The organism is Pseudocolwellia sp. G5-9, assembly GCF_055808995.1.
In genome coordinates this window covers 1,263,080-1,275,332 of the sequence record NZ_CM147893.1, presented here as the reverse complement: position 1 = coordinate 1,275,332, position 12,253 = coordinate 1,263,080, and the positions used below count along the sequence as shown (strand labels likewise).

At 34.8% G+C, this 12,253-nt stretch carries 17 protein-coding genes and 1 tRNA gene; 10 read left to right on the top strand and 8 right to left on the bottom strand.

Features of this window, described 5'->3' with window-relative positions:
- The first annotated feature begins 66 nt into the window (after positions 1 to 66).
- The gene (locus AC0L5Q_RS05545; protein WP_473615351.1) at positions 67 to 270 is read left to right on the top strand and encodes a hypothetical protein; all 204 of its coding nucleotides are present in this window, start codon (positions 67 to 69) and stop codon (positions 268 to 270) included.
- Positions 271 to 306: 36 nt separating this feature from the next.
- Here the strand turns inward: AC0L5Q_RS05545 and AC0L5Q_RS05540 are convergent, their stop codons facing one another.
- The 6 genes from AC0L5Q_RS05540 to AC0L5Q_RS05515 form a co-directional block, all read right to left on the bottom strand.
- A complete protein-coding gene (locus tag AC0L5Q_RS05540) occupies positions 307 to 645 on the bottom strand; it encodes a TusE/DsrC/DsvC family sulfur relay protein (protein ID WP_473615347.1) in 339 nt (112 codons plus the stop codon).
- 31 nt (positions 646 to 676) lie between these two features.
- Positions 677 to 973 carry a sulfurtransferase complex subunit TusB gene (gene tusB, locus AC0L5Q_RS05535; RefSeq protein WP_473615345.1) on the bottom strand — a complete coding sequence of 99 codons (297 nt, stop codon included), beginning with the start codon at positions 971 to 973 and terminating at the stop codon, positions 677 to 679.
- A 9-nt stretch (positions 974 to 982) separates the two neighbouring features.
- A complete protein-coding gene (gene tusC / locus AC0L5Q_RS05530) occupies positions 983 to 1,348 on the bottom strand; it encodes a sulfurtransferase complex subunit TusC (RefSeq protein WP_473615340.1) in 366 nt (121 codons plus the stop codon).
- Complete coding sequence (gene tusD, locus AC0L5Q_RS05525) at positions 1,348 to 1,737, bottom strand: sulfurtransferase complex subunit TusD (RefSeq protein ID WP_473615337.1); 390 nt, start codon at positions 1,735 to 1,737, stop codon at positions 1,348 to 1,350. Before tusD ends, tusC begins: the two co-directional genes overlap by 1 nt.
- A 108-nt stretch (positions 1,738 to 1,845) precedes the next feature.
- Positions 1,846 to 2,511, bottom strand: coding sequence for a Bax inhibitor-1/YccA family protein (locus tag AC0L5Q_RS05520; RefSeq protein ID WP_076417950.1), 666 nt, complete (start codon positions 2,509 to 2,511; stop codon positions 1,846 to 1,848).
- 132 nt (positions 2,512 to 2,643) lie between these two features.
- A complete protein-coding gene (locus AC0L5Q_RS05515; RefSeq protein WP_473615331.1) occupies positions 2,644 to 3,240 on the bottom strand; it encodes a DNA-3-methyladenine glycosylase I in 597 nt (198 codons plus the stop codon).
- Between the two features lie 146 nt (positions 3,241 to 3,386).
- On the opposite strand from AC0L5Q_RS05515, the gene AC0L5Q_RS05510 reads away from it, so the two are divergent.
- Positions 3,387 to 3,477, top strand: a tRNA-Ser gene (locus AC0L5Q_RS05510).
- Positions 3,478 to 3,735: 258 nt separating this feature from the next.
- Here the strand turns inward: AC0L5Q_RS05510 and AC0L5Q_RS05505 are convergent.
- Both AC0L5Q_RS05505 and AC0L5Q_RS05500 read right to left on the bottom strand, forming a co-directional pair.
- A complete protein-coding gene (locus AC0L5Q_RS05505) occupies positions 3,736 to 3,957 on the bottom strand; it encodes a helix-turn-helix transcriptional regulator (protein ID WP_473615328.1) in 222 nt (73 codons plus the stop codon).
- 2 nt (positions 3,958 to 3,959) lie between these two features.
- Positions 3,960 to 4,421 (bottom strand): hypothetical protein, encoded by a 462-nt coding sequence (locus AC0L5Q_RS05500; RefSeq protein WP_473615324.1) that lies wholly within the window; start codon positions 4,419 to 4,421, stop codon positions 3,960 to 3,962.
- A gap of 288 nt (positions 4,422 to 4,709) precedes the next feature.
- On the opposite strand from AC0L5Q_RS05500, the gene AC0L5Q_RS05495 reads away from it, so the two are divergent.
- The 8 genes from AC0L5Q_RS05495 (at position 4,710) to AC0L5Q_RS05460 (ending at position 12,212) form a co-directional block, all read left to right on the top strand.
- Positions 4,710 to 5,645 (top strand): DUF1186 domain-containing protein, encoded by a 936-nt coding sequence (locus tag AC0L5Q_RS05495; RefSeq protein ID WP_473615320.1) that lies wholly within the window; start codon positions 4,710 to 4,712, stop codon positions 5,643 to 5,645.
- Between the two features lie 281 nt (positions 5,646 to 5,926).
- Positions 5,927 to 6,583, top strand: coding sequence for an alpha/beta fold hydrolase domain-containing protein (locus AC0L5Q_RS05490; RefSeq protein ID WP_473615317.1), 657 nt, complete (start codon positions 5,927 to 5,929; stop codon positions 6,581 to 6,583).
- Positions 6,584 to 6,585: 2 nt separating this feature from the next.
- Positions 6,586 to 9,285, top strand: coding sequence for a DEAD/DEAH box helicase (locus AC0L5Q_RS05485; protein ID WP_473615313.1), 2,700 nt, complete (start codon positions 6,586 to 6,588; stop codon positions 9,283 to 9,285).
- Positions 9,286 to 9,434: 149 nt separating this feature from the next.
- On the top strand, positions 9,435 to 10,280 hold the full coding sequence (locus AC0L5Q_RS05480) for a TIGR04219 family outer membrane beta-barrel protein (RefSeq protein ID WP_473615310.1): 846 nt from the start codon (positions 9,435 to 9,437) through the stop codon (positions 10,278 to 10,280).
- A 64-nt stretch (positions 10,281 to 10,344) separates the two neighbouring features.
- Positions 10,345 to 10,644 carry a hypothetical protein gene (locus AC0L5Q_RS05475; protein ID WP_473615307.1) on the top strand — a complete coding sequence of 100 codons (300 nt, stop codon included), beginning with the start codon at positions 10,345 to 10,347 and terminating at the stop codon, positions 10,642 to 10,644.
- A 297-nt stretch (positions 10,645 to 10,941) separates the two neighbouring features.
- Positions 10,942 to 11,295 carry a low molecular weight protein tyrosine phosphatase family protein gene (locus AC0L5Q_RS05470; protein WP_473615303.1) on the top strand — a complete coding sequence of 118 codons (354 nt, stop codon included), beginning with the start codon at positions 10,942 to 10,944 and terminating at the stop codon, positions 11,293 to 11,295.
- A gap of 53 nt (positions 11,296 to 11,348) precedes the next feature.
- A complete protein-coding gene (locus AC0L5Q_RS05465) occupies positions 11,349 to 11,888 on the top strand; it encodes a hypothetical protein (RefSeq protein WP_473615300.1) in 540 nt (179 codons plus the stop codon).
- A 24-nt stretch (positions 11,889 to 11,912) separates the two neighbouring features.
- Complete coding sequence (locus AC0L5Q_RS05460; protein WP_473615297.1) at positions 11,913 to 12,212, top strand: hypothetical protein; 300 nt, start codon at positions 11,913 to 11,915, stop codon at positions 12,210 to 12,212.
- Positions 12,213 to 12,253: the final 41 nt, after the last annotated feature.

Sequence of the window (12,253 nt, the reverse complement as noted above, 5' to 3'; positions counted from 1 at the left end):
ACAGACTATAGTTATATTCTGAGTTAAATTTATTATTATTGTTGAAACACACAGAGGACTTAATTTATGTCTATCACCATGAACACAAGCAATCCAGCAATGACTCAAACAGACACAGCACAAGGAATTAAAACCGCAGGGCTAGCAAAAAGCCAAGCTGAAATTGAAGGGCAAATGGCGCTTAGGTTAATTCAGTCTGCTAATGTTGCTGTACAACCTGCAGGGGCAAGTACTGAAGCATTAGGAAGTATTGTTAACATTAGTGTTTAATCATTTTTCTATTAACCAACTTACAATAATTAATCGCTATAAGCAGCGAGCAGGTTTCGGTAACCCTGCATATTTTGTTGCTTGTTTCGCAGGCCCATCAGGAAATAATCTAAATAAATAACGGCTACTTGCCTTATCTTCCCCAAACTTTGTTTTCAACGCTTTTGTTAATGCTCTTATCGCAGGGGATGTGTTGTAAGTTAAATAAAATTCTCGTACAAATCTTACTATTTCCCAATGCGCTTCGGTTAACTCTATATCGTCTGTTTGAGCTAACAAAGGTGCAAGTTCTTCTGTCCACTGTGTAAAGTCAACTAAGTAACCGTGCTTATCCGTAGGAATAATTTGCCCGTTGTATTCTAATTCTGTTGTCATCTTTATATCACTAATTTATACATAAAACGGCTTACTGCCACGTTATTGTTGAGTTATATTGAGAAGTCAATTCAACCAATTTAGCTATAGTTATTGGGCTTGATTGATCATGGTTAATCTCAATGGCTCTTGCTTGCGCATGCTCTTGTATATGAAATACCGCAACTGTAGGGTTTTGTTTTTTAAAGTTGATAAACAATGAATGGCTTGCGTTATAACAACCATCATCAATAAGCACCAAAGCATCGTCAGGTTTAATAGATAACACACATTGTGCAAAATCGTTTTTATCAAAAGCAGATGTTCTTTGTAAATGTAAAATAGTCATATAAAAATACTAAAACCTTAAAATAACATTGTGCTGATGTAGCTTATCTGAAAATGCATCGCTACTTAAAACCTGCACATTATCAAGATGAAAATCTTCAGCTAAACCACGTTCAATCAGTGATGCTTTACACGCATATATATTTTCAATGTCGTAAAACTCTAATGCCGCCATTGTTTTTAAATAATCTTTAACGTGAACCGTTTCAAGTTGTTGATTGCTTATTAGTTGCCTTACACCTTCACCTTGAAAAAATAACGAAGTCGATTGCTCGTACGAACCATAAATTAACGCCGCATCTAACGCTTCTTTACTGGCTTGATTAATGGTTGAAGACGCATTTAAAATAGCGATTTTTTTACATGATTCAGACATTAAAATTGCACCATTTTTTCAGACTTAGCCGTTAACTCAACCAACTCACCAAGGCCAGAAACCGTAAAGTATTGACTAATATTACTGTGCGTAACCTCTGTGTTAACCGTATCGCCAATATCGTCGCTTAAGCCTCTTTTTTCACAAGCCGTAATACACACATGTAAATTAACACCGTGCTCTGTATTTAACTTTTGCCAATGTTTATGTGTTTGATATTCGTCGTTCGCAATCGCTATATTCGCACTCGCGTTTAACACACCGTCTTGATAAAAAAACACACCCACAATATCAACACCGGCTTTAATTGCATGGTTAATATAATCAATAGCTGTAATCGTTAAATAGCTACAGGGCGGGGTGGTAATAACAACTGATAGAGTTTGCACGAATAATTCCAAGAGTTTAAAAAGCTAAACGTAAATAACAAAGTAAAAAAAAGCCTCGCATTGCGAGGCTTTTATTATAAACCGATAATCACTTTAAATTAATGATTATTAATCATCACCACCAAAAACACCTAAAAGGCTAAGTAGGTGAACAAAAATATTATAAATATTTAAGTATAAAGACACTGTAGCTCTAATGTAGTTAGTTTCGCCACCGTGAATAATACGGCTTGTATCAAATAAAATTAAGCCAGACATAATCATAATAACAGCAGCACTTACAGCTAAAGAAAGCGCAGGAATTTGAAAGAAGATGTTAGCAATACCCGCTACAAGAGCAACGATAAGACCAACCATCAAAAAACCACCCATAAATGAGAAGTCTTTCTTACTTGTTAATGCATAACCTGATAAAGCGAAAAATATTAATGCTGTTCCGCCTAACGCTTGCATAATTAAAGAAGGTCCGCCTGGTAGAGCTGCGTAGTGGTTAAGCATTGGGCCTAAAGAAGCTCCCATTAAACCAGTGAAAGCAAAAATCCAATAAATACCACTTGCTTGGTCAGCTTTTTTGTTAACAACAAATAACAAACCAAAAGCAACTAATGTCATGATTAAAGCAGCTCCATGAGGTAAGCCCATAGACATAGAGATACCAGCAGTTACTGCACTAAATGCTAATGTCATTGATAACAACATATAAGTATTTTTTAATACTTTATTAATTTCAATTGCAGAGCTTTTAGTTGCATTTAAACTAATATTTGATTGCATACTGTTTTCCTTTAAAAACGTAGTTATACTTCTTAGATATGGTCATACTAATGAAGTTCAAGTATTTTTACTACTTATCTTCGATAAACCATTGTGACATATTATGGCACGGGTTTTTTCAAATTGCTATGACTAACCTTGTTGATATTCATTAATTATTTGTGTCCGTTTGTAACAATCAACACTGTGATCATTCACCATGCCACACGCCTGCATAAAAGCATAACAAGTGGTTGAACCTAAAAACTTAAATCCTCGTTTCTTTAAGTCTTTACTTAGCGCGTCAGACTCTTGAGTCGTAGCAGGGTAGTCGTTCTTATTTTGCCAGCTATTCACAATGGTGCGGTTATTAACAAAGCGCCATAAGTATTCACTAAACGAACCAAACTCCTGTTGAATTAAAATGAAACACTTAGCGTTATTTATCGTAGCTTCTATTTTACCCCTGTGGCGAATAATTTTATCGTTAAGCAAAAGCTCGTTAACTTTGTTTTCATCAAACAGAGCCACTTCTTCAACATTAAAATGATTAAATGCCGCTTTATAACCATCACGTCTAACTAAAATGGTGTACCAACTTAAACCCGCTTGTGCTGATTCTAAAGTTAAATATTCAAACAAGGTTTGGTCGTCAACCACAGGAACACCCCATTCTTCATCATGATATTTTACATAATCAGGTTTGGTAACATCTAACCAAGGACAACGACACTTCATATTTTCAGGCATAATTTCTCTTTTAACGTATAAATAGAAAGCAAACTGACTAATTACTCAGCAAACAAACACTTAATGTAAATAAATACTTTACAAGTTATTTTCCACACTTTAATATTCGCCTCGTCTTAAGGCAAGCACTTGCTTTATTACATTCAGGTGAGATGGCTGAGTGGTCGAAAGCACCGGTCTTGAAAACCGGCAAGGGTTTGTAGCCCTTCTAGAGTTCAAATCTCTATCTCACCGCCACATTCTAAAAAGCCGCTACTTGTAGCGGCTTTTTGCTATTTAGTGTTTAGTAAAACAAAAGGGTTTGTAGCGCTAAACCTGCTGTAGAGTTCAAATCTCTATCTCACCGCCACATTCTAAGAAACCGCTAATTATTTAGCGGTTTTTTTTCGTCTAGAGTTTGATGTTTAGAATAGAGGGTTTGTAGCGCTAAACCTGATTTAGAGTTCAAATCATGGTGCTAATATTCCTCAATCAGTAGCAATTTAAAATCAAACATTAGTTATCAACTTGTTCTTGATAACTAAATACCTCTGCAATAGATACACCAAATACATCAGCAATTTTAAAGGCAACTTCTAACGATGGTGAGTATTTGCCTTTTTCTATTGCTACAATAGTTTGCCTAGAGACACTAACCATTTTGGCTAAATCTTGCTGTGTCATCTCATTGCGATGAAAGCGTAAAACTCGAACATTATTAGTTAATACTTTAGGCATAATTACACGCCCTTATGATAGTGAAATAACTGATAAGAAAATTTTATTATTTCTACAACAAGAAAGCCTACAAGTAATATATTCAAGATGTTGTATTCTCCACTCAATGTATCAAAATGGTAAAGACCTTTTCCTAATGATGTTGCCCATAAGCTAACTATTATGAATACGACCCAAGCACTCAGCATGTTGTAGGCGGCGTTCCCTCCTTTTAAACTAATCAATACATCTCGTTCATCACTTTCTTGCTCGACTTCGTTTTTGTTACTCAACACTGCCACTATGGTATGTACAACGATATTCAGGATAACGAGCTTGATAACCGTAGAAAATAGTAATGAGGTAAAGTTATCATCATTAAGTTGCTCTGTTGAAAATAAATGAACAAACTCACTACCGTAGTAATATGCAATAAATACAGTAATTAAAAATTGCACCCAAACACTTTTATGAACAAATGACATCTCTCACTCCTTATTATGTGGTGTTAAAAATATTTGACATGGTGTAATGTTAATTTTACTTTTAAGTGATGTCAAATATGTTTGACATAATGTATCCTAAATTTGACTTGTAACTGATCTCAATGATCTATTAATCGTTTGTTTTATGACGAAAAAACAGGCTGGTGATTTAAAGTGAGTAACTTATTTGGTTAACTTATCTATTTAAATGTTAACAAGAATAAGAAATGTTAGTATACGAACTTCAGTATATGCACTCAGAATTGATTAGTTAACGCGGAACTTTAAATGAACGTAGAACAAATTTTATTGGCAATAAGTAATACAAACGACAACAAATTAACTATTGCCGGTATAGAAGCAGCGAAAGAAAATTGGTCTGCATTTTACCCTGAATTAGAACGGCTGATAGATCAATTTAGCGCAGACGATACATCGTTAACAAATGAACAAGAAGCTATTTTATTTTTTGGAACATTACTATTAGCAGAATTAAAATACTCACCAGCGTTAGAAAAGTGTTTACAGTTATTTGCTCGCAGCGATTCATTGGCAACTCCCATTGATACCATATTTGATGACGCACTCACCGAGGTAACATCTACGTTATTTTATAATGTCGCCGACGGTAATACACAAGCCTTATGTAATTATATTACGGGTAGTCATCAAGCCATGTATTGCAAAGCATCAGCTATTGAAGCGGTATTTGCTCAATACGAAGCAGGTGTTATTGATAAAATTGAACTAGAAGATCATATAACTCAATGGCTAGCTGGATTTTTGGCTTTACCAAGTTCAATCAATAGCTTTTTAATAAGTGCATTAGCAGACTATTGTATTAAATATCAACTCGATAGTTTTAAAAGCCAATTTAACGAATTATGTGACAAAGACCTATTCGATGAAGACCGATTTAAACAAAGTGAAGTAAAGGCATGGAATAGCGACAGCTCACACAAGCTCATTGAATCTGGCATAATTCAAACAAACTTTAATGTTGTTGATACCCTAAATACTTGGATTGCTAACGAACCAGAAGATGAAGAACTTGATGGCTTTGATTCGTTAATGGAGAAAGGCGGTTTATTAGATAATATCCTGTACGACGAAAATATCATTCTAAAAAACAGTGTTCCTGTTAGCTCTTTAGCTACAGTGGGCCGTAATGATCCTTGTCCATGTGGCAGTGGTAAGAAATTCAAAAAGTGTTGTTTACAATAAAGCAGTAAGTTGAAACAGTTAATTCAGCTTAATCACTTATTCAGTTAGCTCCGCCACATGCTAAAAAACCGCTTATTTATTCGCGGTTTTTTTTCGTCTAAATTTTGATAAAGAGCACATAACTGTTTTAGCGCGACCTCTTGTTATTTATTCCAACTATCGTTCTAACTATTACATCAATGGCTTTTTTTACTTACCTATAATATAGTTTGTTAACAAGTGTTTATTGTTTATATCTAGCAAGGAAAGTCGTTATTTCTACATTAGTGTTATTACCAGGTATGGATGGTACAGGAGAATTATTTACAGACTTTCTATCTCATCTTGATGGTGATTATTTAGTTATTCCATTGCCAAACCATGGTCCTCAAGATCATGCTTCGTTAGCTCAAGTCATTCGCAAACAATTACCGCAACAAGATTACATTTTGCTTGCTGAGTCATTTTCTGGAGGTATTGTTCCTGAACTCCTTAAGCTTGAATTAACACATATAAAAGGAGTGGTGTTTGTAGCTAGCTTTCTAAGTTCTCCTAATAAATACTTATTACCCATAACTAAAAGGTTACCTATTAAAGCTTTTGCTTCTTCATCCATATCAATTGTTTTTTATAAATTACTCTTCTTTGGAACAGGAGCTTCAAAAGCGCTTTTATCTAAATTCGTAAAAGTGATTAAATCCATTCCAGATGAAATTATTAAAAATAGATTAAAGGTTATGAGCAAACAGGTTCTTCCGCAGGTAACTTTTGAACTTCCAACCATGTATATTCAAGCGCATTCAGATAAGCTCATATCTTCTAATAAAAGTCATGAATTTTCTAAAGTTTTTAAACATATTGAATTTAAAAAAATAGAAGGACCTCACTTTGTGATACAAACAAAACCTAAAGAATGTGCCTTAGTGATAAATCAATTTATTCAGTCAGGGCAAAGTTAACCGTGTCGATCCAAAATATCCTTTCCTACTACCGAGATTGCTACAAAGAAGACAGTGCAGATCTGAATTTATGGAACCTAAGTAAACTTAAAAAAGATGACTGTCTTATTTTAGAAGGGCAAGATGATTTAGGCTCTGGTTTTCTTCCCCGAATGCCTATTCCTGAAAACTTTGCAGAACAAATGATGAAGCATGTTGAAGTATATCAACGCGAGCGTGTATTACTTTACGCGAGCTTTATTTTAGTTGGTAAGTTGGAGATTAAAGGCGAAATAAAAGAGGTGGTTACACCCATTTTGTTTAATGAAGCTGTAATCGAAAAAGATGAGAACAATTACTACTTTTCTGTTAACAATCAAACGCCTGAAATAAATGAATCGTTAACGCAATTATTAATGCCTGAAAGTGATGGCAGGCCTGACTTAGAAGATAACACCAACATTCAATCTACATCTACGTGGGTTTCGTGGCTCAAAGATAGCCCCATAGAATTAAACTTACTTGAGTTACTTAATTTTCCTAACCTTGTTAACTCAAACGAAATTAAAAAAGCACTAAAAAGAAAAACACCCACCTTGCTTCCTGCATCCATGTTGGTTTTTGTTGAAAGGTCGACAAGTAGTCGTGGAGTTCTTCATGAATTGGAAGAGATCATTGAATCTGACAACCTATCTCCACCGTTATCAGAGCTGTTGTTGCCTTCACAAAAGGCAACCAACAACTCACAAGCAATCAAACCTCTAAAATATGATTACCTACCAGGTTTGCTGTCAACACCACAGAAAAAAATCATATCAATTGCCGCAAACGCTAACTTAGGTTGTGCTTCTGGGCCTCCAGGTACGGGCAAAAGCTATACAATAGCCGCCATTGCCGCAGAGCATATGGCACGCGGTGAATCTGTACTTATCGTTGCTAATAACGATGCCGCTTTAGATGTGATCGCTGAAAAGTTAGGCGATAACTTTGGTTTAAGTGACGTATCAATTAGAGCAGGACAAAAAGCGTTTATTAAAAAGTTAAAAACTTACATTGAAAATCTTTTAGCAGGGTATTTTTCAGAAGAGTTAAGCAAAGCACCTGATACTTGCGAATTAGAATTAAAAACGATCAATAACGCATTAAATGTATTAGAAAAACGCTTTGTTAAATTTTGTCAGAAAGCCATTGTAAGAGGGCAAAGATTAAAAGGGCTACAACAAAGAGATGCACAATGGTTAACGCGCTTATATTTAGCTTTAGCGCAAAGTGGCATTAAAAAACTCACCAAAGAGTGGGTTTCTTTAAATGAAATAAATACAAAGCACATTCAGCGAGAAAAGCTTGCAGCCGGTTATTTAAGTGCCTTAAAAAATAGAAATTTAAAAACCTTAGTCGAAAAACAAAGATCATCGCTACAAGCCTTTAATAAAGCAATCCGTAGTCGAACATCTAAAAGGCAATTTGAGCTTTTTGACGATATTGAATATTCCTCATTGCTTTCTGCCTTTCCGGTTTGGCTTGTTAGTTTGAATACACTTTACAGAGTGTTGCCTTTAAAAGCAGAAATGTTCGATTTAGTTATTATCGATGAAGCAACACAATGCAATATCAGCAGTTGTTTACCTGCACTTTATCGCGCAAAAAGGGCGATGGTGGTTGGAGATACCAAACAGCTAAGGCATTACTCGTTCTTGGCTAAAAGCAAAGAAGCCCAAATAACGATTAAAAACGATCTCAAACCTGATAGTGAAGGCGTTGTAAGTTATCGTGATAATTCAATTTTAGATTTAGCCTTAACTGCACTCTCCAGCCATCAACAGTTAGCTTTTTTAGATGAACACTTTAGAAGTAAACCTGAGCTTATTCATTTTAGTAACCAACACTTTTATCAAAATAAGTTAAAGGTTATGCAACACCGCCCCTGCACAAGTAGTGGTCATCTTCATTTACAAAGAGTCAATGGCGTTAGAGATAAAGCAGGTGTTAATCATCTAGAAACTGAACATGTAATACAGACGATTAAAGACCAAATAGAAGCAGACACACATGTTGGGATTGACCATAGCATCGGCGTTATCTCGCCCTTTAGGCATCAAGCAGAACACCTAGCCAAAGAAATTGAAGTCAACTTTAGCCAAGCTGAAATTATTAAACATAAAATTCGTGCCGCAACGCCTTATGGTTTTCAAGGAGAAGAAAGAGACATTATGCTTATCTCTTTTTCTGTCGATAACAATTCAAAACGCGCAGCGGTATATTTAAACAAAGCAGATGTTTTCAACGTTACCATTACACGGGCAAGGCAAAAGCAAATATTATTTCTATCGATAGATGAAACTCAATTGCCTGAACACAACTTACTACGTAGATACTTAGGCTCTATTAGCGAATTTGAAGCTAGCCATTCAGTATCATCTCAACTTGACGAGTTTCAGCAAAGTGTAATATCTGAATTAGCGACATTAAATATTGAAACGTGGGCAGGTTACACAATTGCAGGAACAGACGTAGATATTCTGTGTCGATATAAGGAGCAATACTTAGCCATAGACCTGATCGGTTTTCCTGGCCCATGGGCAGACTTTTTTGAATTAAACACCTACAAATTATTTAAACGTGCGGGTGTTGAAGTCTTACCTATTAGCTACGGGTTATGGGTAGTAGATAAAGAAACATGTATTGCAAAAGTAGTAAAAAAACTCAGGTTAACTAACCGCTAATTTTTTAATATGAAGCCTATATTTAATCATTTATTTTAATAATGGCAGTATTAAAGTCACGGTATAATACATTTTTGATATAACCTTATTGCTCAGATAACGGGTATAAACATGGAATATTACATTCGTAAATCAAGGACAGTTACCACATGAAAAAAACGTTTTTTACAGCAACGCTTGCTGTATTTTGTACCTCTAACGTGCAAGCAAATTCAGTTGGTTTATATCTTGGCGGTCAAATTTGGCAAAGAGAAGCAAGTGGATTTTTTGGTGAGAAACAAAACCCAATTAACTCAGATTTAAAAAAAGCACAACAAAATAACTACTTTGTTGCCGCCAAACATCCATTTCCTTTTCTCCCTAATGTACGTATTTCGAATACCAAGTTTGATACCACAGCTAAAACGAATGTAGTGCAAGAATCTAAATTCGACAACGAAACTTCTCATGTTAATCTTCATGTAAATTCTGATCTTAATGCAAGCTTTAACATCAGTTATATCGATTACACTTTATATTATCAAGTAATTGACAATTCGTTGTTTTCATTTGATTTAGGCATAGCCGCTAGAGATTTTGATGTCACAGCTACAGTAACCGCAACAACAAATACAGTTACTACAACGTCTGATTTTATTTGGGATGTAGAAGAGCACGAAGGGCATGATCATTCTGTTACAGAAATAACAGATACAGTAACAACAGATAATAAAAAGAAAAGCAAAGTTGTGCCTATGTTGTATGTTGCCACTAACGCTAGCTTACCGTTAGCTAATTTAAGTGTATTTGCACAAGGTAATGTGTCATTGAAAGACGACTATTCACTTTATAACTATCAAGTTGGCTTAAGTTATCGACTACTTGATCAAGCAAAAATGGACTTTAATCTTACCGTAGGCTATCAAGCCGAGAAAATAGAATTTGAAAACGTAAACAATTTGTATGCAGATGTTGAGTTAAAAGGTGCTTTTGTCGGCGTAATAGCTCACTTTTAAAGACCTTATGGCGTTTTACGCTAACTAAGTAGTTACATATAAAGATAAAAGCCAATAAAAAAGAATGACTAAAAAATTAAAACTCGCATACGACAGCAAGAAAAAAGAGCGTCCTCCCGAAGGTTCTCCAGAGCTTTCGATATGGCTTGATGAGCGTGCTAAAGAGTTTGCTGATTTTCTTTTTGATGAAAATAGAGAAGTTCCTGAGTTAGATCCAGACACACATATTTTATGTGGCTCTTGGGATTTTCTTTATCAATCAGAAGAAGAGCTTGACGCTGAAAATGAGTCTATGGAAAAAGCTGACGAAGAGCGTAGAAGGGCACATTTAAAAGTAGTTAAAACAGACAATAAAAACAAATAATATGCTTGTTTTAAATACATTTATACATAGCCTAAAAGATATACAAGTAGCTATTTTATGATTGCGATAAATTTTATTTTATAGAATAAAATCAGCGCTTATATTCATATCGCTATATTTTAAAAACCGCTTATTTATTCGCGGTTTTTTTTCGTCTAAAATAAAGTAAACCTCAAATATCTATAGTAAAGTATTAATAAGGCCTTTTACCTGCTTGTAATTACTGCGTAAATAAACGATTCTTTCTAATAAGTTTTAATATTTCGCTAACCCCACTAACACAAGTTTCATATGGATATGACAAACCTCCTTTTTATATGCAGTAAAAATCAATGGCGTAGCCCTACAGCCGAACACATCTTTAAAAAGCACCCAAACCTGAACGTAAGATCTGCAGGAACAAGTTCAAGTGCTAGAAAAACAGTAAACGCGAAAGACATTGAATGGGCTGACACGATTTTTGTAATGGAAGAACATCATAAAAGCCGACTAAAATCAGAGTTCACCAACACACTCAAATATAAAAATATTCAAGTGCTCGATATTCCCGATGACTATCAATACATGGATGCAGAACTGGTTGAGATTTTAGACCAAGCTGTTAGTGCGTATTTAGGAATATCGAGAACTACACGGCTACCAACTGATTAAAAAAATAGATATCATAGCAGCCTGAAATTAATACAAGGAATGAGTAAATAACAATGAAAACGGAACATTTAAACGCTGAAAATAAATATCAACAATATAGAAATGAAGCTTTAGCTCTCGCTAAAAAAAACTTGCCGTACGATTTAAAAGACAATGTAATATTCCGAGATATAGATAAAGATGCTTTGTTGATGGCTCAAATATGGGAATCTTCACCTTATCGAAAAAACCTTCCTTGGTCTTTTTCTCAAGGCTATAAAAAGTGGGCTTATCGACATCCTGATAGATTAGATTTGGCTGTTTGGTTAAATACAACATTATGTAGTTTAGCGATTGGATTCCCAACCAAAACAGGGCAATCGATGCGCCTTGATGTTATTGAGAAAAACCCTTGTGAACAACATATTTTAGATAAACGTATATTTGAAATAAATATCACTGTTTTTGAAGCGTATGCCGATTTAATTGGCGCAAGCCAAATTAAAATAATGCGCCCATTAAATGACAAACTTATTCACTATTATCGCAACCACGGTTTTATTTATCAAAAAAGTAAAGGAAGCGATCCTGAACACCTTTGGAAAATGTTATAATTACCATAGTATAAGGATTAAATTATGACTAAAAAAATTAAACTTGCATACGACAACAAGAAAAAAGAGCGTCCTCCCGAAGGCTCTCCAGAGCTTGCAGCGTGGTTAGATGAACGAGCAAAAAAACGTGCTGAATTTTATTTTGACGAAAGTAGAGAACTTCCTGAGTTAGATCCAGATACACATATTTTATGTGGTTCTTGGGATTTTCTTTATCAATCAGAAGAAGAGCTTGACGCTGAAAATGAGTCTATGGAAAAAGCTGACGAAGAGCGTAGAAGGGCACATTTAAAAGTAGTTAAAACAGACAATAAAAACAAATAATATGCTTGTTTTAAAATACATTTATACATAGCCTAAAAGAG